This window comes from Thiorhodococcus fuscus (assembly GCF_042682685.1).
Taxonomy (GTDB): Bacteria; Pseudomonadota; Gammaproteobacteria; order Chromatiales; family Chromatiaceae; genus Imhoffiella; species Imhoffiella fuscus.
In genome coordinates this window covers 220,980-241,755 of sequence record NZ_JBHUHX010000016.1, presented here as the reverse complement: position 1 = coordinate 241,755, position 20,776 = coordinate 220,980, and the positions used below count along the sequence as shown (strand labels likewise).

At 63.9% G+C, this 20,776-nt stretch carries 15 protein-coding genes; 7 read left to right on the top strand and 8 right to left on the bottom strand.

Going from position 1 to position 20,776, the window contains the following annotated elements:
- Positions 1 to 34: 34 nt before the first annotated feature.
- The 3 genes from ACFSJC_RS08575 to ACFSJC_RS08565 all read right to left on the bottom strand — a co-directional run bounded on the left by ACFSJC_RS08575 (position 35) and on the right by ACFSJC_RS08565 (position 5,720).
- Positions 35 to 1,459 (bottom strand): paraquat-inducible protein A, encoded by a 1,425-nt coding sequence (locus ACFSJC_RS08575; protein WP_386025694.1) that lies wholly within the window; start codon positions 1,457 to 1,459, stop codon positions 35 to 37.
- 24 nt (positions 1,460 to 1,483) lie between these two features.
- Positions 1,484 to 5,059: a DNA polymerase III subunit alpha gene (dnaE, locus tag ACFSJC_RS08570; RefSeq protein WP_386025692.1), complete on the bottom strand. Its 3,576-nt coding sequence runs from the start codon at positions 5,057 to 5,059 to the stop codon at positions 1,484 to 1,486.
- 148 nt (positions 5,060 to 5,207) lie between these two features.
- Entirely contained in the window at positions 5,208 to 5,720 is a 513-nt protein-coding gene (locus ACFSJC_RS08565) for a peroxiredoxin family protein (RefSeq protein WP_386025690.1), read from the bottom strand.
- Between the two features lie 80 nt (positions 5,721 to 5,800).
- Here ACFSJC_RS08565 and ACFSJC_RS08560 point away from each other — a divergent pair, with 80 nt between their 5' ends.
- Positions 5,801 to 7,156, top strand: coding sequence for a YhjD/YihY/BrkB family envelope integrity protein (locus ACFSJC_RS08560; RefSeq protein WP_386025688.1), 1,356 nt, complete (start codon positions 5,801 to 5,803; stop codon positions 7,154 to 7,156).
- Here ACFSJC_RS08560 and ACFSJC_RS08555 read toward each other — a convergent pair.
- The 3 genes from ACFSJC_RS08555 to ACFSJC_RS08545 all read right to left on the bottom strand — a co-directional run bounded on the left by ACFSJC_RS08555 (position 7,147) and on the right by ACFSJC_RS08545 (position 10,449).
- Positions 7,147 to 8,109 carry an alpha-E domain-containing protein gene (locus tag ACFSJC_RS08555; protein WP_386025687.1) on the bottom strand — a complete coding sequence of 321 codons (963 nt, stop codon included), beginning with the start codon at positions 8,107 to 8,109 and terminating at the stop codon, positions 7,147 to 7,149. The genes ACFSJC_RS08560 and ACFSJC_RS08555 overlap by 10 nt on opposite strands.
- A 172-nt stretch (positions 8,110 to 8,281) precedes the next feature.
- Positions 8,282 to 9,742, bottom strand: a complete 1,461-nt coding sequence (locus tag ACFSJC_RS08550) for a circularly permuted type 2 ATP-grasp protein (protein WP_386025685.1) — start codon at positions 9,740 to 9,742, stop codon at positions 8,282 to 8,284.
- Between the two features lie 212 nt (positions 9,743 to 9,954).
- A complete protein-coding gene (locus tag ACFSJC_RS08545; RefSeq protein ID WP_386025683.1) occupies positions 9,955 to 10,449 on the bottom strand; it encodes an ATP-dependent zinc protease family protein in 495 nt (164 codons plus the stop codon).
- Positions 10,450 to 10,665: 216 nt separating this feature from the next.
- Between ACFSJC_RS08545 and ACFSJC_RS08540 the strand changes: the two genes are divergently transcribed.
- Positions 10,666 to 11,268, top strand: a complete 603-nt coding sequence (locus tag ACFSJC_RS08540) for a hypothetical protein (protein ID WP_386025681.1) — start codon at positions 10,666 to 10,668, stop codon at positions 11,266 to 11,268.
- A gap of 34 nt (positions 11,269 to 11,302) precedes the next feature.
- Here the strand turns inward: ACFSJC_RS08540 and msrB are convergent, their stop codons facing one another.
- The gene (gene msrB, locus ACFSJC_RS08535) at positions 11,303 to 11,704 is read right to left on the bottom strand and encodes a peptide-methionine (R)-S-oxide reductase MsrB (RefSeq protein ID WP_386025680.1); all 402 of its coding nucleotides are present in this window, start codon (positions 11,702 to 11,704) and stop codon (positions 11,303 to 11,305) included.
- A 155-nt stretch (positions 11,705 to 11,859) separates the two neighbouring features.
- Between msrB and ACFSJC_RS08530 the strand changes: the two genes are divergently transcribed.
- The 5 genes from ACFSJC_RS08530 to ACFSJC_RS08510 all read left to right on the top strand — a co-directional run bounded on the left by ACFSJC_RS08530 (position 11,860) and on the right by ACFSJC_RS08510 (position 15,712).
- The gene (locus ACFSJC_RS08530; protein WP_386025931.1) at positions 11,860 to 13,056 is read left to right on the top strand and encodes a pyridoxal-phosphate-dependent aminotransferase family protein; all 1,197 of its coding nucleotides are present in this window, start codon (positions 11,860 to 11,862) and stop codon (positions 13,054 to 13,056) included.
- Between the two features lie 12 nt (positions 13,057 to 13,068).
- Positions 13,069 to 13,689: an SCO family protein gene (locus tag ACFSJC_RS08525; RefSeq protein WP_386025678.1), complete on the top strand. Its 621-nt coding sequence runs from the start codon at positions 13,069 to 13,071 to the stop codon at positions 13,687 to 13,689.
- Entirely contained in the window at positions 13,686 to 14,570 is an 885-nt protein-coding gene (gene asd / locus ACFSJC_RS08520) for an archaetidylserine decarboxylase (RefSeq protein WP_386025676.1), read from the top strand. The genes ACFSJC_RS08525 and asd overlap by 4 nt, the downstream gene beginning before the upstream one ends.
- The gene (locus ACFSJC_RS08515) at positions 14,571 to 14,873 is read left to right on the top strand and encodes a YkgJ family cysteine cluster protein (protein WP_386025674.1); all 303 of its coding nucleotides are present in this window, start codon (positions 14,571 to 14,573) and stop codon (positions 14,871 to 14,873) included. It abuts the gene before it with no gap.
- A 71-nt stretch (positions 14,874 to 14,944) separates the two neighbouring features.
- Positions 14,945 to 15,712 carry an arylamine N-acetyltransferase family protein gene (locus ACFSJC_RS08510; RefSeq protein ID WP_386025672.1) on the top strand — a complete coding sequence of 256 codons (768 nt, stop codon included), beginning with the start codon at positions 14,945 to 14,947 and terminating at the stop codon, positions 15,710 to 15,712.
- A gap of 13 nt (positions 15,713 to 15,725) precedes the next feature.
- Here the strand turns inward: ACFSJC_RS08510 and ACFSJC_RS08505 are convergent, their stop codons facing one another.
- Complete coding sequence (locus ACFSJC_RS08505; RefSeq protein WP_386025670.1) at positions 15,726 to 20,774, bottom strand: diguanylate cyclase domain-containing protein; 5,049 nt, start codon at positions 20,772 to 20,774, stop codon at positions 15,726 to 15,728.
- Between the last annotated feature and the right edge of the window lie 2 nt (positions 20,775 to 20,776).

Sequence of the window (20,776 nt, the reverse complement as noted above, 5' to 3'; positions counted from 1 at the left end):
TATCTATGAATACCCGATTGAGGGCGTCAGACGCTCAGCCGCGCGCCTTGGAGCGACTGGAGAACTGCCGCTCAAGTACAGCCGAGAGCACGAGGCTCGCGAGCACGAACGACAGGAAGAGATAGAAGCCCAGATCCAGCGTGGTGCCGTTCGTCGTCAGGACGGAGGTGCCGAGCGAGGCGGATGCCGTGCCCGGCTCGGCGCCGACCTTGGTCAGGCCGCGCAGCTGACTGGCGACCAGGCCGTCGAAGCCGATGTAGGCCATGAAGAGCGCGACGACCATGACGTCGGCCATCGACCATTTGCCCGAGCGCAGGGCGAAGAAGCCGATGACGGGGTTTTCCCGCGCCCCCCTGCCCCGTCTCCAACCGATATCGAAGTAATAGAGATAGGTCGAGACGAGCTTCAGCGCCGGGAAGAGGATGCTGAAGAGCGTGATGAGCACCGCCACTAGGGCCATGTCGGGCTTGCCTGTATCGGTCAGGATTCGAACCACATCGAAAATGCTCTTGCTCTGAAAATAGAGCACCTGATTGGTGAAAACCACGGGCTCGCCCCAGAATTCGAGCCGCAGTTCGGCGATACGTGCCTCGATCTCCATCATGGGCGTCAGGATGCCGCCGGCGAGCAGGGTCAGGGTCGCCCCGGTGAGGATCAGTAGCGCGAAGGCGTCCAAGGGGCCATGCCGCGACAGGGACATCCCCTCGGCCAGCTCGGGTCGGGTATGGCCCGATCGAGCCCCGTTCCCGACCAGACAGATCGGGAAGAGCGCGAGAAGCAGCCCGATCAGGATCCAGAGCCGCTGACGCAAGGGCGCTTCCGCGACCTGGAGTTGGGTCTCGATTTGACGCGCGCAGGAATCGGCCTCGGTGCAGCCATGGCGTTCGAGCACGACCGCGAGCGCGGTCCGGTCCGTCTTGGCGAAGGTGGAACTGGAGGTCTGGCGGATGAGTTCGATCAGTTGTTTTTTGATCTCCTCCTTAGCCTCCGGCTTGCTCAGTTGGTCGACCACCGCCTCGGCATACTCGGGGACCTTCTTGCGCAGCTTGTCGAAGTCGATCAGCAGATCCTGCAATCCCTGCTGCAAGGCGCCTTGCAGCTGATCCATCCAACTGTTCCCGCCGCGCAGATTGCGTCGGCGCAGATAGCGCTCGATCTCGTCCAGCATGCTGTTCAGCACCTGGGCGACCGCCTTGACGACCTGAGGCCGATTGGCTTCGGTCAGCTCGAAGGTATCGATACGCTTGGCCACGATGCCCGAGAGGCGCTCCACCCACTGATCGGCATCCAGCAGGCCATAGCGAACGTGATGCATCTCGGCGAGATCCGTCTTCAGCACCTGGACCCGCTGCGCATCCTCGATCAGCTCGACCAGGAGCAGGAGCGCTGTGGCGAATATCAGCACGGCCGTGACGCGCCGCACTAGACGAACCAGAAAACCGGAATCCAAGTCGAACATGCCCGCCATTCCGCTCCCCCCGCCTTAGGACACGGCCACGAGCCGTGGCATCTGCGACTCGCTCGGTGGCGCCGGCAATACCGGACGCTCGTAGGACACGACCACCTGATCGGCGCCGAGCAGTGCGCGCAACTGTTTGAGCAAGGCATCGGTCGGCCGCACCCGCCAGGCATCCGAGAACACCAGGTCCCCCATCGCCCCTGGACGCAGATAACGCAACCGAACCGGCAGATCGCCGTCGCGGAAGGCATCGAGCGTCTCGCGCAGGGCCTCGACCCTGGCCGCGCCCTGGGCGTGATCGGCCGGTTTGGAGAGATCCAGCGTCAGGGCCAGATGGTCGGCCATGGTCTCGCGCGCCTGCTCGAAGGTGCGCACACTGTCGGCGCGCAGCGACCAGGCATCGCGGAATTCGTCGAAATTCAGACTGCCGGTGATGCTCAGGATCTGATCAGCGACCAGGAGCGGGCGCACCTGATCGTAGAGCTCGGAGAAGACGGTCGCCTCGATCCGTCCGGTGCGGTCGTCCAGGACCACGGACCCCATGCGACCGCGCTGGGTCTTGCCGTGCCGCACGCCCATCACCAGCCCCACCACCGTGCGCTTCTCGCGGTCGCGGCGATCGCGCCGGCCCTGCTCGCGGTCCGTCTCCAGCAATTTTGCGATCCGCGCGCCGCCCATGCTCCGCAGCTCGGTCTCATAGCGGTCGATGGGGTGGCCGGTGAGATAGAGCCCCAGGGTATCCTTCTCGCCCTGAAGACGCTGTTCATCCTCCCAATCGGGATGCACGTCACTGACCAACTGGGGATCGGGCTGCGGTGCCGAGGTCGGCTCCAGCGCGCCGAAGAGATCCACCTGACCCGCCGCCTGGCTGGCGTTGTGCTGCTCGGCCGCCTTGAGCGCAAGCGGCAGATGGGCCATCAGGGTCGCGCGATTCGGGCCGAGCTTGTCGAGCGCACCCGCACGAACCAGTGCCTCCAGCACCCGACGATTGACCTTGTGCAGATCGATCCGAGCGCAGAAATCCCAGAGATCGCGGAAGGGACCGCCCGACTCGCGCGCCACCACCATGGCCTCGATCGCCGATTCACCCACCCCTTTGATCGCGCCCATGCCGTAGATGACGGTGCGCTCGTCGGCGATGGTGAACTGGTAGGAGGAGCGATTGATCTCGGGCGGCTCGACCTTGAGCGTCATCGCCCGGCACTCGTCGATCAGGGTCACCACCTTGTCGGTGTTGTCCATATCCGCCGAGAGCACCGCCGCCATGAAGGCCGCCGGATAGTGCGCCTTCAGCCAGAGGGTCTGATAGCTGACCAGGGCGTAGGCGGCCGAGTGCGATTTATTGAATCCATAACCCGCGAACTTATCCATCAAATCGAAGATATAGGTCGCCGTTTCCGGATCGACGCCCCGCTTGCCCGAGCCCTCCATGAAGATGGCGCGCTGCTTGTCCATCTCGGACTGCTTCTTCTTGCCCATGGCGCGGCGCAGCAGGTCGGCGCCGCCGAGCGAGTAGCCGGCGAGGACCTGGGCGATCTGCATGACCTGTTCCTGGTAGAGGATGATGCCGTAGGTCGGTTTGAGGATCGGCTCCAGGTCGGGGTGCGGATAGGCGACGTCGGCGCGTCCGTGCTTGCGGTCGATGAAGTCGTCCACCATGCCGGACTGCAGCGGGCCGGGACGGAAGAGGGCCACGAGCGCGGTGATGTCGCCGAAGCTGTCGGGCTGGAGCTTCTTGATCAGCTCCTTCATGCCGCGCGATTCGAGTTGGAAGACGGCGGTGGTCTCGCAGCGCTTGAGCAGTGCGAAGGCCTCGGCGTCGTGCGGATCGATCAGGTTGATGTCGAGCGGCTCCTCGCCCTTGGCCGCGCGGCCGGCGTTGATGGTCGCCAGCGCCCAGTCGATGATGGTGAGGGTGCGCAGTCCCAGGAAGTCGAACTTGACCAGACCCACCTGCTCGACGTCGTCCTTGTCGTACTGGGTGACCAGGTTGTCGCCGCCCGGCTCGCAGTAGAGCGGCGCGAAGTCGGTGAGCAGGGTCGGGGCGATGACCACGCCGCCGGCGTGCTTGCCGGCGTTGCGGGTCAGACCCTCGAGCTTGAGCGCCATGTCGATGATGGCGCGCACCTCCTCGTCCGTGTCGTAGGCGCGCTTGAGGTCGTCGCTCTCCTGGAGCGCCTTGTCCAGGGTCATGCCCAGCTCGAAGGGCACCATCTTGGCGATCTTGTCGACGAAGCCGTAGGGATGGCCCATGACGCGGCCGACGTCGCGCACCACCGCCTTGGCCGCCATGGTGCCGAAGGTGATGATCTGGGAGACCGCCTCGCGTCCGTACTTGCGCGCCACATAGTCGATAACGCGGTCGCGGCCCTCCATGCAGAAGTCGACGTCGAAGTCGGGCATAGAGACGCGCTCGGGGTTGAGGAAGCGCTCGAACAGCAGATCGTGCTCGATGGGGTCCAGGTCGGTGATCTTGAGGGCGTAGGCGACCAGGGATCCGGCGCCCGATCCGCGCCCGGGGCCGACCGGGATGCCGTTGTCCTTGGCCCACTGGATGAAGTCGGCGACGATGAGGAAGTAGCCGGGAAAGCCCATCTGGAGGATGACGTCGAGCTCGATCTGGAGACGCTCGTCGTAGACCTTGCGCCGCTCGGCGAAGTCGGGCGCATTGCGGTCGAAGGTGCGGTCCAGACGCCACTCCAGTCCCTTGCGCGACTCCTCGGCGAAGAAGCTCTCGATCGTCATGCCCTCGGGCACGGGGAAGACCGGCAGGAAATTGTCCCCGAGCTTGAGCTCGAGATTGCAGCGCTTGGCGATCTCGACCGAGTTCTCCAGCGCCTCGGGCAGATCGGCGAACAGCTCGGCCATCTCCTCCGGGGTACGCAGATACTGCTCCTCGCTGTATCCGCGCGGCCGTCGCGGATCGTCCAGGGTGCGGCCCTCGTAGATGCAGACGCGTGCCTCATGGGCCTCGAAATCGGAGCGGGCGAGGAAGCGGACATCGTTGGTGGCGACGACCGGAACGCCGTGCCGGATCGCCAGATCCACGCTCCTCTCGACCAGCTCGCCCTCCTGCGCACGGCCGGTGCGGATCAGCTCCAGGTAATAGCGATCGCCGAACAGCTTGAGCCAACGGTCGAGCCGGCGCTCCGCCTCCTCGGTCGAGCCCTTGAGCAGGGCCTGGGCGACATCGCCGCGCGGACCGCCCGAGAGTGCGATCAGGCCTTCGGCCGCCTCGGGGATCCAGTCCGGATCCACCTGCGGCATGCCCAGGTGCTGACCCTCGACATAGCTGCGCGAGATGAGCCGGGTCAGGTTGCGATAGCCGAGATCGTCCTGGACCAGCAGCACCAGACGGTGCGGGTGATTGGGATCGGCCGGATCGCGCACCCAGAGATCGGCACCGACGATGGGCTTGATCCCGGCACCGATCGCCGCCTTGTAGAACCGCACCAGCGAAAAGAAGTTGCCCTGGTCGGTCACGGCGACCGCTGGCATGCCAGCAGCCACCACGGCCTTGGCCAGCGGTTTGATCCGGACCAGCCCATCGACCAGGGAATACTCGGAATGAAGGTGCAGATGAACGAAGCTTGGATCCACGGGAGTCCTGCGTGTCAGTGATCGAGGGGAAGACGGTGTCGTGAGAGGGGGTTTAGTCTAACCAGACCGCCGGGCTGCGCCGAGTTGGAAATTCCCATCGTCGGACGCCTCGGGATAGGCGCCCGGACGAACGGCGCGCCGATTCCGCTCAGGGACGCTTCAGTGCACGAATCTGGTCGAGCACGGCCGGAGCGTCCCATTGCAATTCACCGGTCGCGATCAGCGCCAGCCGACCATCGGGATCGATGACGAAGGTGGTCGGCAGACCGACCAACGGATAGCCTTGCGCAACCTGGGTATCGCGATCCATCGGCAACGGAAAGCGAACGGGCGAGATGGAGAGGAAGCGGGCGATGGCCTCGGGCTCCTCGCCGACATTGATCGCCATCAGGCCGATCCCCTCCGGGGCGAGCTGTTCGTAGGCGCGCTGCATGGAGGGCATCTCGGCGCGACAGGGCGGACACCAGGTCGCCCAGAAGTTGAGCACCAGCGGCTTGCCGCTGAAGTCCGACAGACGATGAACCTCGCCATCGATCCCTGTCAAAGCGAATTCAGGCGCGCGCGGTTTTCCCGGAACCCGTGTCAGGAGATCCTGTGCATTGAGGGCAAGGGGCAAGAGACAACAGATCGATACCAGGATTCGGCGAATGGACGGTGGCATGGGGTCACTCCAGCGCAACGGAAACAGGGGGCTCGGCACAGGGAACCGAGACAGGGAACGATCGAGAACGAGGTCATGACATGAATGCGCATTCGAGGCTAGCCGAACGGTTCGACATCGCACTCTGGGGGCAGCCGCTCGACGGACTCCCGGACTGGAAGGTCAAGCTCATCTGGTCCGGGCGACTCCTGTACGCCCTGGCACAGGACATGACGCGCAGCAATCTCTCACTGCACGCCATGAGCCTGGTCTATACCACGCTCTTGTCCCTGGTCCCGCTACTTGCGGTCAGCTTCTCGGTGCTCAAGGGGTTCGGCGTTCACAATCAGATCGAACCCCTGCTCGGTAACGTCCTGTCGCCGCTTGGCGCCAACGGACGCGAGATCACGACCCAGATCATCGGCTTCGTCGACAATATGCAGGTCGGGGTCCTGGGATCCGTGGGTCTGGCGATGCTGCTCTATACCGTCATCAGCCTGATTCAGAAGATCGAGCAGGCATTGAACTATGTCTGGCGCATAACCGACGTGCGCCCCTTCGCCCAACGCTTTCCGCAGTATCTGAGTCTGCTCACCCTGGGCCCCGTACTCTTCTTCAGCGCGCTGGGGCTTTCGGCCTCGCTCGGCAACAACCAGTTCGTCCAGTCGGTGATGCACATGGCGCCGATGGGCGCACTCATGGAAACGCTGAGCCTGGTCGCGCCCTATCTCATGATCTCGCTCACCTTCGCCTTCGTCTATCTGTTCGTGCCCAGCACCCGTGTCCATCTCTCATCGGCCATTCTCGGCGCCCTGATCGCCGGTCTGCTGTGGGAGAGCGTAGGCTCGTTCTTCGGCAAGGTGATGGCGGGCTCGACTCAGTACACCGCCATCTATTCGAGCCTGGCGATCCTCATCCTCTTTATGATCTGGGTCTATCTCGGCTGGCTGATCCTGCTCGTCGGCACCACGATCGCCTTCTATCACCAGAATCCCGAGTACCTCGCCACACGGGACCGCGACACCCGATTGAGCAACCGGGTACGCGAGCGCCTGGCACTTGCAATCGCCGTCTCGATCGCCGAGAGGTATATCAAGGGCGAGCCTCCGCCGAACGCAGAAATGCTGGCGAAACAGCTGCGGCTAGCGCGCAACCAGGTCGTCTGCATACTGCAGATGCTGCAACGGACCGATACCATCCTGCCGACGCTGCCGGACGACCCGCCATCCTACGTGCTGGCCCGAGCGCCGGAGGGAATCGGGATCAAGGACCTGCTGGACGCGGTCCGCGCCTTCGAGGAAGGGAACGGGCGCTATCGGGAGCCGGCACAGAACGAGGCGGTTCGCGGAATCGAGTCCAGAATCGATGCCGCAATCACCGATGCGCTGCGCGACATCACGCTCCGCGACCTGGCCGCAGCAGAGACAGCCGCAACGCCAACGTCAACTCACCCCTGAGACTGCGACTGGCTTTCCATGCCGAACGCCGGCGGAAACCAGGTGCGGGCGATCTCGTCGTGCAGTTCGCCGATACCGACCTGCAGATCGTCGACGAAGAGCTTGAGCTGCTGCTGGTTGAGCCGGCGCGGCTCGGCTCCTTCGAGCGTGCGCTTGAGACGTCCGGCCACCCGCAGCGCGCCCTCGTTGCGCGGCAGCTTGGTGAGATTGCTCTGCAGCGAGTCGACGCAGAAGCACACCGAGCGCGGAAACTCGGAACGCTGGAGCAGAAAGCGCAGCACCGGACCGCGCTGCACGCGCACCTGCTCGCTGCGCCGATAGGCCTGATAGCCGGTGAGCGACTTGAGCACGCTGACCCACTGGATGGTCTCGAATGGACGCAGCTCGGTAGTCTCCTCGGGCAGCAGATTGGCCGAGCGCACGTCGATGATGCGGGTGGTCATGTCGGCACGTTCGAGAAAGCGCCCCAGATGCAGGAAGTCGTAGCCCTGATCGTGCAGCATGGTTCCCGAGAGCATGCCGGACATCGTCTGAATGCTCTGCACCAAATGCTTGAGATAGGCATGGCGACCACTCTTGGTCGTGCCTTTCGAGACCTCGTCGCGGGCGAAAAGGTAGAGTTCGTTGAGCAGCTCCCAGGCCTCGCGCGGGACGAAATCGCGGATGGTGCGACAATTCTCGCGGGCAGCGGCCAGGGCGGACAGGATGGAACCGCTGTGACGCTCGTCGCCGATGAGGAAGCGCACCACCTGGCGCTCGCCATAATCCTTGTAGTGCTCCTCGAAGAGGGGGTTGGCGCCGGTGATATCGACCAGCGGACGCCATCCGGGGGCGATACCCTTTGGCAGGTCCATCAGCAGATTGGCGTTGACCGTGACGATACGGGCCGTATTCTCGGCGCGCTCCACGTAACGGGACAGCCAGTAGATATTCTCAGCGACACGCGACAGCATGGATCCGCTCCTCAGACTCTAGGAAGATGCCGATCAAAGACCACCATGGCACTTGATCGGCGCGCAACTCGAAAACCGCTTTTCGAATCGCTCCATTTTCCATGACCGACAGCCATGGGAAATGTCGGGGCATCCATGCCCCGCAAGGGAAATGCAATACGTCAGCGTTTCTCTAGTTGCCTTCCGGCTGTTCGGGCAGGATCCAGGTGTCCTTGCTGCCGCCGCCCTGGGATGAATTGACCACCAGGGATCCCTTGCGCATGGCGACCCGCGTCAGACCGCCCATGGTGACCTGCTGACGATCGGAGGAAAGGATGAAGGGTCGCAGATCGACGTGACGCGGCTCCAGCTTGCTGCCGATGATGGTCGGCACGGTCGAAAGCTTGAGCGCGGGCTGGGAGATATAGTTGCGCGGGTCCTTCTTGATCAGCTCGGCGAAGGTCTCGCGCTCGGCCTTGGTCGAGGCCGGACCGACCAGCATGCCGTAACCGCCCGACTCGTTGGCCGGCTTGACGACCAGTTTCTCCATGTGCTCCAGGGTGTAGGCAAGCGCATCGGCCTCCATGCAGCGGTAGGTCGGCACGTTCGGAATGATGGGCTCGGCGTCCAGATAGTAGCGGATGATCTCCGGCACGAAGGCGTAGACCACCTTGTCGTCCGCCACGCCCGCGCCCGGCGCGTTGGCCAGGGCCACCTTGCCCGCCTTCCAGGCCCGCATCAGCCCGGGAACGCCCAGGGCCGAATCGGGATGGAACGCCTCCGGATCCAGAAAGAGATCGTCGATGCGGCGATAGATGACGTCGACCCGCGCCGCGCCGTCGACGGTGCGCATGTAGACGCAGTCGTCGTCATCGACGAAGAGATCGCGTCCCTCGACCAGCTCGCAGCCCATCTGCTGCGCCAGATAGGCGTGCTCGAAATAGGCCGAGTTGTAGATGCCCGGCGTGAGGACCACCACCTCGGGATAGTCGGCCGGACGCGGCGAGAGCGCGGCCAGGGTGTCGAAGAGCTGCGAGGGATAGTCGTCCACCGGCAGCGGGGCATAGTGCTCGAACAGCTCGGGGAAGACCCGCTTGGTGACCAGCCGGTTCTCCAGCATGTAGGAGACGCCGGAGGGCACGCGCAGATTGTCTTCGAGGACGTAGATGGTCCCGTCGCCATCGCGCACCAGATCCGAGCCGCAGATATGGGCCCAGATCCCGAGCGGCGGCGATACCCCGACGCACTGCGGCCGGAAATTGACCGACTTGGCCAGAACCTCCTGCGGAAAGACGCCGTCCTTGATGATCTTCTGATCGTGATAGAGATCGTCGATGAAGAGGTTGAGCGCCTGGACGCGCTGCTTCAGCCCGGCCTCGACCCGATCCCACTCGGACTGAGGGATGATGCGGGGAATGATGTCGAAGGGCCAGGTACGGTCGATGGTGCCCCCTTCCTCCGAATAGACGGTGAAGGTGATGCCCATCTCCTTGATCGAGACGTTGGCCGCCTCCTGCCGCGCGACCAGCTCGTCCGGCCCGAGCGCTTCGAGATCCGCCAGCATTCCGGCGACGGCCGAACGCCCGCGCCCCGGCTCGGCGACCAGCTCATCGTAGAAATCGTCGCAAGGATATGTATTCCAATCGATACTCATGGCACCTACTCTCTCGCTGAATCCCATCCCAGCCGGACGACGAAACGCTTCGGAGATACTTGAGAGGATCCGGCATGCCCGAGGCAGCGGGACGATCCCGGGGCTCTGGCGACCCTGATCGGTCGCGATCTGGAGTTCCAGTATGCTGGACAGCGGCCGATCAAGTCCATCCCGGACACCCGACGAAACACCGTCCGGGCGATACGGACATCTCACTCGGCAGTGGACTCCACAGCCGAATACCGTTCCCCAGGCGCCTCCTCGCGCCCGAGCAGAAAGGACTTGGCCGGATCCACCAGCGCGCGGCCTGCGACCGCCGTTCGCCCCAACAGCATGCGAAACAGCATGGTCTCCCGGTTGGTCAGAGTCACCTCGATCGGCCAGCCGTTTCCGCCCAGCATCAAACGGGTCTGGATCAGGTAACGCACCTCGCGATGACCGCCCGAATCGGTCACCTGACGCCGGTCGATCACCGGGGCCTCGCAATGGACCACCAGATCGTCCCGATGCTGCAGGGGATGCACACCGAAGCGCACCCATGGACGGCCCTCCAGTTCGAAGGGCTCGACATAGAAGGCGTGCAATGTCGAGGTACGCGCCCCCGTGTCCACCTTGGCTTTGATGCAGGGCAGCCCCAGCTCGGGCAGCGCCAGCCACTCGCGCCAGCCCAGACACAAAGACGCGCTGTTCGTCGATGTCTCAGTCATCCTTTTTGCCGCTCCCAAAAGACCTTATCGAGCACCCCGTAGAACCCATGTTGCAACACGCGTGAGAAATCCTCTAACCGACCGAAAACACAGGGATCAAAACGCCGATCAAGCTCGGCTCGCATGATATCGAATAGACGTCGACGCCATACCGGACCTCGCCTAGAATCGCGGCCACTTCCCCCTGCCTCTTATTCGAGCCCACCGGAGCCATCCATGCGCAGCCTCGTCACTTCGCTGCCTTTCACCCTTGCCATCCTGGCTCAACCCCTCGCTGCGGAGGTGGGCACGGCCAAGATTCTGGCCCCTTGGGAGGCCAATGGGCAATTGTTCCAGGTCGCGGTGGACAAGCTCCAGTTCATCGGAACCTTCGAGGGCATCATGTACATCGAACAGGGCGATGGCCTACTGGACACCGCGCTCTTCACCTGCCCCGCCACGCAGATCATCCACATCATCTCCAACACCCTTGAAGGGCATGGCTACTGCACCATCGAGAGTTCGACCGGCGACTATGTCTACGCCGAGTTCAACTGCGACGGAGAGCCGGGCGCCTGCAAGGGAACCCTGACCCTCACCGGCGGCACCGGAAAACTCGCGGGAATTACGGGCAACAGCCCGATGGTGGTGCGCACCGCGCTCAGCGGCACCAGCATCGATGAGGAAAGCGGCGGAACGGTCTCGGCGGCCAAAGGGCTCGCCATCTGGCCCGAGATGCGCTTCGAGGTGCCCGGATTGGGCGTCACCTCCGGTCTGCTCGGCACCGGCCCGGGTCAACCGAGCGATGCGCAGCCGGATAAGGCGGAGGCACCTCGCTGAGTCGCGGAGCGACCGAGGCGCCCAGATCGGCGCATCAGGATTGTTCGGACTCGAAATCGAGCGACACCGAGTTGATGCAGTATCGCAGCCCGGTCGGGCGCGGGCCGTCGGGAAAGACGTGTCCGAGATGGGCGCCGCAGTTCGCGCACTGAACCTCGGTGCGGCGCATGCCGTGACTGGTGTCCTCCTGGGTGGCGACGGCGTCCGCCCCAACCGACTGCCAGAAGCTCGGCCAGCCGGTTCCCGAATCGAACTTCTCATCTGAGCGAAACAAAGGCGCGCCGCAACAGGAGCAGCGGTAGAGCCCCGCGTCCTTGAAGGCGTGATAACGTCCGGTGAAGGGCGGCTCGGTGCCCTTTTCCCGGCATACCCGATATTGTTCCGGGGTGAGTTCTTCGCGCCATTCGGCATCGGTCTTGTCGGTCTGTCGAGACATGCTGCCCTCTGCGAGAGGCGATGGGGTCGAGCGCGGATCGCCTTGAGCCGCGCTGGGCGCGGACTCTATACTCGACCGTTCATCGCGAAAAATTCGATCGAATCCAGCGATCGGCTGGGATCGCCATTACCACCGACAGCATTTCGGAAGGCAACATCATGATCCGTTCCTTCAACCCGCCGGTTCGAACCCTAATGGGGCCGGGCCCAGCCGATGTCCACCCTCGTGTCCTGGCCGCGCTGGCCCGACCCACCATTGGCCATCTGGACCCCGCGTTCGTCGCCATGATGGACGAGCTCAAGGACCTGCTGCGTCTCGCCTTCCGTACCGAGAATGCCCTGACCATGCCGGTCTCGGCGCCGGGCTCCGCCGGCATGGAGATCTGCTTCGTCAATCTGGTCGAGCCGGGTGACGAGGTCGTGGTCTGCATCAACGGCGTCTTCGGCGCACGCATGAAGGAGAACGTCGAGCGCGCCGGCGGCATTCCGGTCGTCGTCCAGGGTCAGTGGGGGCGCGCGGTCGATCCGAATCAGGTCGAGGAGACCCTGAAGGCCCACCCGAACGCCCGTCTGCTCGCCTTCGTCCAGGCCGAGACCAGCACCGGCGCCAGTTCTGACGCCCAGACGCTCGCCGAGATCGCCCGCCGGCACGACTGTCTGACGATCGTGGACGCGGTCACCGCACTCGGCGGCTCGCCGCTGGAGGTCGACGCCTGGGGTCTGGACGCCGTCTATTCCGGATCGCAGAAATGTCTCTCCTGCACCCCTGGACTGGCGCCCGTCACCTTCGGCGAGCGCGCACTGGAGAAGGTCCGCCAGCGCAAGACCAAGGTCCAGAGCTGGTTCCTCGACCTCACTCTGGTCATGGGCTACTGGAGCGGCGAACAGAAACGCACCTATCACCACACGGCGCCGGTCAACGCACTCTACGCACTGCACGAATGCCTGGTCATGCTGGCCGAGGAAGGCGTCGAGCAGGCCTGGGAGCGCCACGCCCATCACCATCGCGCACTGCGCGCCGGATTGGAAGCGCTAGGGCTTGAGTTCATCGTGCCCGAGGACGAGCGCCTGCCCCAGCTCAACAGCGTGGCGGTCCCCGGCGGCATCGACGAGGCGCTGGTTCGATCCCGCCTGCTCCAACACTACAACCTGGAGCTCGGCGCCGGCCTTGGGGACCTGGCGTGCAAGATCTGGCGCATCGGACTCATGGGATACAGCAGCCGCCCGACGAACATCCTGCTCTGCGTGGGTGCGCTGGCCAACGAACTCTCGGCGCTCGGACATCGGACCGACGCCGGAGCCGCGCTCGAAGCGGTCCGCACCGTGCTCGATCAGAAAACTCCGGCCCGTTAACGAGCACCGGCCATGCTGCTTCGCAACAGACATCGCCTCTGGATCCGCCTGCTGATGGCGCTGGGGGCCATGTCGCTCTTTCTGCTCGGTTATCAGTGGGGCAATCAGCACCAACAGGGAGACGCCGAGATCCCCACGATCAACGGCGTCCTGCTGCAGCCGCCGGGCGACCTGCCCGGCTTCAGCCTTCAGGAATCCTTCGGTCAACCCTTCGACCATCGACGACTCGCGGAGCATTGGACCCTGCTCGGATTCGGCGACCTTGCCCAGGCGTCCGGACAACGCGGTGTCCAGCGCCTGATCGAGGTTTACAACCGGATCGCCGACCACAACACACTGCGCAAGCAGCTGCAACTCGTCCTGGTGACCACGACCGACCAACCCATGCTGGCCCGGCGTTTCGCCACACTCTCCCCCGCGCTCCACATCCTAGGCGGCGACAGCGACGAGATCGCCCGGCTGGGCGGCGCGCTCGGCGTCAGCCCCGACGCCCCGCTGACGCTCTTCGTCCTGGGTCCAGGCGGCTATCTGCTGGCGCTGTTTCCAGATCGCGAGAATGGCGCGGCGATGGCCGAGGACCTCAAGGCGATCGTCGCCAATGCAGGGGCACTGCTTCCATCGGAGAATCCATGACAGACTCGAACGCCCCGACCCCGACTCAGCGTCTCTTCGTCGGGCTCCAGCACATCCTGCCTCAGCGCACCCTTTCGCAGCTTATGTATCGGCTGGCCCGGGTGCGCTGGAAACCGCTCAAATCGCTCCTGATTCATGGCTTCGCACGGCTCTATCGGATCGACATGAGTCAGGCGGTCGAACCGAGTCTCTCCGCCTATCCGCATTTCAACGCCTTCTTCACCCGCGCGCTCCGGCCCGACGCGCGGCCGCTGGATCCGGATCCGCGCGCCATCCTCTGCCCTGTGGACGGAGCCATCAGTCAGATCGGGGCCATCTCCAACGGCCGACTCATCCAGGCCAAGGGGCACGATTACCGCGTCCAGGACCTGCTCGGTCTGGACGCCGAGGCATTGCACCCGTTCGACGGCGGACAGTTCGCGACCATCTATCTCTCGCCGAGCGACTACCATCGCATCCACATGCCGCTCTCGGGCGACCTGACCCAGATGATCCATGTCCCCGGACGTCTATTCAGCGTCAACGCGACCACGGCCAAGGGCGTTCCCGGACTCTTCGCCCGCAACGAGCGGGTGGTCTGCCGCTTCGACAGCGAGGCCGGCCCCATGGGGCTGGTTCTGGTCGGCGCCATCTTCGTCGGCGGTATGGAAACGGCTTGGGCGGGAGAGATCACCCCGCCCCATTCGGGCAGCGCCATCCTGAGCTGGGACTACCCGGACGACAGTCACCACATCCATCTGGAGCGCGGCGTCGAGATGGGCCGTTTCAATCTGGGCTCGACGGTGATCCTGCTCTTCCCGCCCGAGCGGATCGCGTGGGATCCCGAACTGCGCCCCGGAGACAAGGTTCGGCTCGGTCAGCGGATCGGAAATCTGGTCTGAATGGGCCTCCAGCTACCAGCCTCCAGCGGCCAGCCGCCCCGAGCGATCGCCTGCCGACCCGGCTGCGCCGCCTGCTGTATCGCACCCTCCATCAGCAGTTCCATCCCCGGGATGCCGAACGGCAAGCCGGCCGGAGTGCCCTGCGCCCAGCTGACTCCCGAGCTTGGCTGCCGACTGTTCGGGCACCGCGAACGGCCGCAGGTCTGCGGATCGCTGATCCCGTTGCCGGAGATGTGCGGGGCCGACCGCCACGAGGCCCTGCGGTATCTGGAAGAGTTGGAGCGGCTGACCGGTCCGAAGTGACCGATTCATTCGACGCGCCGAGCAAGATAAGAAATGCCTGGCGCCATTCAACGACACCCCAAGGAGTCCATATGGAGGCCGCGAATTTCGACCTCGATCGTTACTGCCAGCGCATCGGCTATAAAGGCCCGCTCGCACCCGACCTGGCCACCTTGACCGCGCTGATGCGCCATCAGCTCTTCAGCGTCCCCTTCGAGAATCTCGACGTCCAGGCCGGCAAGGTCGTCTCGCTGATCCCGGAGGAGATCGTCGAGAAGATCCTCGATCATCGACGCGGCGGCTACTGTTACGAGGTCAACGGACTCTTCGCCATGGCCCTGCAGGCGCTCGGCATCCACTACCAATTCGTCGCCGCCCGACCGATGTTCTACCCGGTTCGTCGCCCTAGAACCCACGCCGCCATCGTCACCCGACTCGACGGACGCGAATGGCTCTGCGATCTGGGATTCGGGAGTCACGGAATCCGCGCGCCGATCGCACTGGACGACCTGGATCGGGAGATCGAGCAGGATTTCGACCGTTTTCGGCTGACCAGACTCGACGAACGGGGATATCTGCTCCAGGCGCTGGTGGAGCAGGAATGGCTGAACCAATATGCCTTCGATCTCTGGCCGCAGGAATGGATCGACTTCACCCCTGCCAACTATCTCAACTCGACCCACCCGGACACCATCTTCGTGCAGAAGCTCCTGGTCGTTCTGCACCATCCGACCGGTCGGGACACCCTTCTCGGCGATCGTCTCAAACGGGAACGCGAAGGACGGACCACCACCGAAACCATCGCCCCCGAACGCCTGGACTCGGTCCTCAGCGCGCAATTCGGACTGAAGAGGGCCTGAGCCGAAACGCCCCTCAGGCTTCGGACCGGGTCACCATGACCGCATTCAGGACGGCGCAATCCCGCCCGCTCGACTTGGCCGCATAAAGACACTGGTCGGCCACCGACAAGGCGGTGGCGACATCGGCCGACGACGGCACGCCCTGATAAACGCCGATGCTGATCGTGACATGGCGCCCGACATCGGATCGGGCATGTGGAATCGCCAATGCTTCGATATTGGAGCGTATCTTGTCGATCATGGTCCGCGCGCCCTTCTCATCCGTATCCGGCAGGACCAGCGCAAACTCCTCGCCGCCATAGCGCGCGACCAGATCGACCTCGCGTCCCGCAGCCGCATCAAGGGCGCGGGCGACGCCGACGAGGCATCGATCTCCCGCCAGGTGCCCGTAGGTGTCGTTGTACTGTTTGAAGTAGTCGATATCGCAGAGGGCGATGACCAGAGGCAACCCACGTCTGAGGTGACGCCTCCACTCGCGCCGCAGATATTCGTCCAGATAACGGCGATTCGCCAGCCGGGTCAGCCCGTCGGTCGTGGATAGCTGGCGCAGCTCTTCGTTTGCCTGCCGCAGCTGATCGTTGACCTGGCTCAGCTCTTCGGTTCGCTTGGCGACCAGGGATTCGAGGCGGCGATAGAAGTCCGCGTTCTGGATCGAGATGGCGATCTGGGTCGAAAGCAGGCCCAGAATACGCAGTAGCTTGTCCGTGAAGGCATCCCGGGCGAGGCTGTTCTCCACGTACAGCAAACCGGCCAGCTCGCCACGCAACAGCAAAGGCACGCAGAGCGCCGAGCGCATGGCGCTAGCCACGAAATAGGGATCCTGGCTGTAGCCATCCTCCTCGCCGGCATCGGCAAGCACGATTTGCTGGCGGGTCCGCGCGCAATAGTGGATCAGACTCAAAGGAAGCCGGTCGCCGGCATCCTCGACCGCCAAATCCTGCGGCATGGATACCCGCTGCCGATCGGCCCGTGTCTCCGCCCGGAGGTACAGACGCGCGTCCTGGGAGGCGATGAGCAGACAGCGGTCGGCCCCCGCATGCTCCATGACGATCTCCATCATGCGGACCAGCAGCCCGTCCAAATGGATCTCGCTGGCCAGGCTCTGAGATGCCTCGACAATAGAGAAGAGGTCCAGGGTCTCGGACTGCTCGCTGATCTCGAAGGTCCCGGTCGTCAGGGTCGAGCGCTCCATCGAGAGACGATCGCCCCGCTGCGAATCATCCCAGACATGCGTGAGCAGCGCCCGATGCTCCCGATCGAGCTGCGCGATCTTCGCCGCCGCCCCCCATTTGAGATAGGCGTAACGGGCCTCCCGCATGTAGAAGGCGGCGGATCGATCCAGCCCCTGGTCGAGATAGAAGCGGGCGAGTCGCTCGTAGGCAAGCGCCTCGTTGTTGAGATAGCCGCCCTCGCGCGCCGCATCGATCGCCTGCTCGTAGAGCGTCAGGGCCGTCCAGCGGTCCCCATCGACCCGGGCCAGCTCGGCCGCGACCAGAGACTGCTTGTGGCGGAAGTTGGCCGGGCTCTCCTGCGCCCAGCGCGACATTCGCGACTGATAACCTGCAATCTTCTCGCGATAGCCGGCCCTCTCGCCGGACGAGAACTGCGGATAGCGCTCCAGGAGCGTCAGGCAGGCGAAGAAATAGATCTCGGGAACCTTGGCCTGGGCCAGGGCGACGCTGGCAACGAAGTCGGCCTTGTCGACCATGGCAAGGGCCGCGTCCAAATGACCGAGCCAGTAGAGCGCGCGCAGTTTGGCCGTGTAGAAATAGGATAAGGCAAGCGGGTTGTCGCGATGCGCATCGAGAAAGGCAGCCTCGGAGAACACCCCGTCGTCGAAGGTCGCGTCGTTCTGCGTCAGGGCCATCAGGTGCAGCAGCGGATTGAGACAGGCCGGACGGAAGAAGGAATCGAGGACGACGGGCGCGTTGGTCTGCAGGAAGGGGATGTAGCGCTGGGCCTCTTCGTAGAGAGTGTGACAGGAGTGTCCGCAGATCATGGGGTCCGAGATCACGAATTCGGCGCAATAGCCGGCGTAGGTCCAGTCGCCGCTCTCCACCAGCAGCGGAAAGGACTTGAGGCTGTAGTCGAGCGAATCGATGAGCGGCGCGCGCCAGTGGTTCACGAAGACAGCGAACAGCAGATAGACCTTGCCACGGATCAGCCGGTTTTCGCAACGGTCCGAGAGACGGATCGCGACCTGACCGAAACGATGCCCACGCGCGTATTCGTCCAGCAGAGCGACGCACACGAACCCGTAGTTCATATAGGCATAGGAGGTCAGGTGATTGTTTCCATGCTCCAGCGAAAGATTGGTCATGCGGCACGAGGCCCAGGCGACCAGTTCCGGCTGCGAATCCAGATAGGCGCTGGTCCATAGGCCCATGAGGATATCCATGACCGTCTGATGATGGCGCGAACGCATCGGCGGCGCATCGACGAGGCTCTCGATTGAACGCGCGCCAAGCAGACGCGAGACATCCTGGATCTCACGCTCGAGAAGCGCCTGCAAGGACGCGGCCTCCCCCGGGACATCGATCCCGAGCAGACGCAGCGCCTCCTTCTGGATCTCGACCGCACGGGCATAGTCGCCGCGCAGATGGTAGTGCTCCATGCGGATGCGGTGCACGGCGACCTTCTCTTCCGGTCCCCGCGCCCGTTCCAGCAGCTGAGCGAAGAGCGGCTCGATCTCATCGGTCTCGCCAGCAAAGCAGAGACAGACGGACAGCTCGCAGAGTAGCGCGAAGACCAGATCGCGCTGTTTGCCACAAGAATCGGCCGCAAGCAGCTCACGGGCGACCCGGAGATAGCCGACGGCCGAGGCGAAGGCGGCGGCGTCCTTGGCCTTGGTCGCGGCCTCGCGATTGAGCTGCGTCAGCTCCAGACGCTCATCGGGATCCAGGATCAGACGCCGGCCCGCATTGAGCTGGTCGACGATCTCGAAGACCCGACGCGAGCGATCCGACGCATCGCAACCGCGCAATAGGAGACGCCCGATCTCAAGGTGACGGGACTCGCGCTCGGTATCGGCGATCAGCGAATAGGCCGCCTGCTGGATTCGGTCGTGCGAGAAACGGTAGAGCCCCTCTCCGTACCGAATCAGGAGTCCCTCGGTCACGCCCTCGTCGAGTGCGCGATCCAATCCAGGCCCGTCGGACACGGCAATCAGGGAGAGCGTTTCCCGGTCGAAGCGATTGCCGATACAGGCCGCGAGTTCGAGCATCCGACGCGTCTCTGGAACCAGCGATCGGATCTTCGCGGCCATCAACTCCACCACGTTCTCGGTGATGTCGCAGCGCTGGATCGCCGCCACATCCCAGGTCCAGGCGCTCGCAGCCTGGTCGTAGCGAATCAAGCCTTCTGCATGGAAGGCCATCAGACATTGACTCACGAAGAAGGGATTGCCGAGCGTCTTGCGCTGAATCAGCGTTGCCAGCTCTCCGACCGAGTCGCTTTCGGATTGCAGCACATCGCCCGCGAGCACAGTCACATCCGCAAGCGCGAGATTCCCGATCCGGATCCCCGTGGGATCGAACCCACGCTTGCTCATGCGATCGATCATGAGCGCCAGGGGATGCGACGGACCCACCTCGTTGTCGCGATAGGCGCCGATCAGCAACAGATGCCGAATGCCGGGATCCGTGATGAGCGCACTCAACAGATTGAGCGAGGCCAGATCGGCCCATTGCAGATCGTCGATGAACATCACCAGCGGATGCTCGGCGGCGGCCTTGAAAAAGCGACGGCAGACGAGGTTGAAACGGTTCTGGGACTCCATCCCCGACAGGGCCGGAACGGCCGGCTGAGGCCCGAGGATCAATTCCAGATTCGGCGCGACCTCGAACAGCACCTGCCCCAGGTCGCCAATCACCTCCAGGATCTCGTCCCGCCGTCGTGCGAGTCTCTCGTCCGGCTCCGCGAGCCAGACATCCACGAGCTCGACGATCGCCTGGCGGATGGCCGAATAGGGCGTGGCACGCTGGTACTGGTCGAACTTGCCCTCGATGAAATAGCCCCGCAACCGCGCGATCGGCTTGTGGACCTCCTTGATCAGCGAGGTCTTGCCGGTTCCCGAGTAGCCGGAGACCAGGAGCCAGGCGCCCTCGCCTTGCGCGCAGCGCTCGAACGCATCGAGCAGGGTGGCGATCTCCCGGTCTCTGCCATAGAGCTTCTGCGGCAGATAGAAGACCTCCAGCCGATCGCGTTGACCGAGGACGAAGGGGCTGATCTCGCCGCCGTTTTCCAGACGGATCAGGCACTCCTCAAGGTCGTGAGCGAGCCCGGCCGCGCTCTGATAGCGCGCCTCGGCCGTCTTGGCCATCAGCCGATCGACGATGCTCGACAGAATGCCGGGAAGCTCCGGCCGAATCTCGCGAATCGGGCGCGGACTCCTGGCGATGTGGGCGTGCACCAGTTCGAGCGAATGGTTGGCGCTGAACGGCAGCGACCCGGTGAGCAACTCGTAGAGCGTGACCCCGAGCGAATAGAGATCCGAGCGATAGTCGACCGAACGGTTCATGCGGCCCGTCTGTTCGGGGGAGATATAGGCCAGGGTGCCTTCGAGCAGACCGGTGTCGTCGCGATGCGGATTGCTCGACGAAACCGTCGCGGCGATCCCCAAATCGATGAGCTTGGTCTGTCCGGACTCTGGATTGTGGACGATATTGGACGGATTGACGTCCTTGTGAATGATCTGGCTCCCATGCAACTCGCTCAGCCCACGCGCCACGTCGAGCGCGATGCGAAGCAGATTCGGGAGAGCCAGAGGACGGATCTGAAGCAGGGACTTGAGGGATTGGGCGCCGAAATCCTCAAGCACCAGAACCAGCGTGTTGCCATACTCGATCAAGCCGCTGGAACCGATGATGCGATCGCTGCGGAGCTGCCCCAGCATGGCGTATTCGTGCCGATAGCGGGCCAGATCGCGCGCGCTCGGATAGGCGTTTTTGAGGATCTTGAGGATGACCGATAGCCCATCCTCCTGTCGGCGAGCCCGAAGCACCAGCGACACCTGGCTCTCGTAGATACGAACCGCCCGATCGTATCCGGCGATATCGATCATCT

Excerpts from the sequence above, each read along its gene's own strand:
- ACFSJC_RS08525 (WP_386025678.1), top strand. The coding sequence starts at position 13,069 with ATGCTGCTTCGCAACAGACATCGCCTCTGGATCCGCCTGCTGATGGCG.
- ACFSJC_RS08560 (WP_386025688.1), top strand. The coding sequence starts at position 5,801 with ATGAATGCGCATTCGAGGCTAGCCGAACGGTTCGACATCGCACTCTGG.
- ACFSJC_RS08505 (WP_386025670.1), bottom strand. The coding sequence starts at position 20,774 with ATGATCGATATCGCCGGATACGATCGGGCGGTTCGTATCTACGAGAGC.
- asd (WP_386025676.1), top strand. The coding sequence starts at position 13,686 with ATGACAGACTCGAACGCCCCGACCCCGACTCAGCGTCTCTTCGTCGGG.
- ACFSJC_RS08515 (WP_386025674.1), top strand. The coding sequence starts at position 14,571 with ATGGGCCTCCAGCTACCAGCCTCCAGCGGCCAGCCGCCCCGAGCGATC.
- ACFSJC_RS08540 (WP_386025681.1), top strand. The coding sequence starts at position 10,666 with ATGCGCAGCCTCGTCACTTCGCTGCCTTTCACCCTTGCCATCCTGGCT.
- ACFSJC_RS08545 (WP_386025683.1), bottom strand. The coding sequence starts at position 10,449 with ATGACTGAGACATCGACGAACAGCGCGTCTTTGTGTCTGGGCTGGCGC.
- ACFSJC_RS08555 (WP_386025687.1), bottom strand. The coding sequence starts at position 8,109 with ATGCTGTCGCGTGTCGCTGAGAATATCTACTGGCTGTCCCGTTACGTG.
- ACFSJC_RS08550 (WP_386025685.1), bottom strand. The coding sequence starts at position 9,742 with ATGAGTATCGATTGGAATACATATCCTTGCGACGATTTCTACGATGAG.
- ACFSJC_RS08510 (WP_386025672.1), top strand. The coding sequence starts at position 14,945 with ATGGAGGCCGCGAATTTCGACCTCGATCGTTACTGCCAGCGCATCGGC.
- ACFSJC_RS08565 (WP_386025690.1), bottom strand. The coding sequence starts at position 5,720 with ATGCCACCGTCCATTCGCCGAATCCTGGTATCGATCTGTTGTCTCTTG.
- msrB (WP_386025680.1), bottom strand. The coding sequence starts at position 11,704 with ATGTCTCGACAGACCGACAAGACCGATGCCGAATGGCGCGAAGAACTC.
- ACFSJC_RS08575 (WP_386025694.1), bottom strand. The coding sequence starts at position 1,459 with ATGTTCGACTTGGATTCCGGTTTTCTGGTTCGTCTAGTGCGGCGCGTC.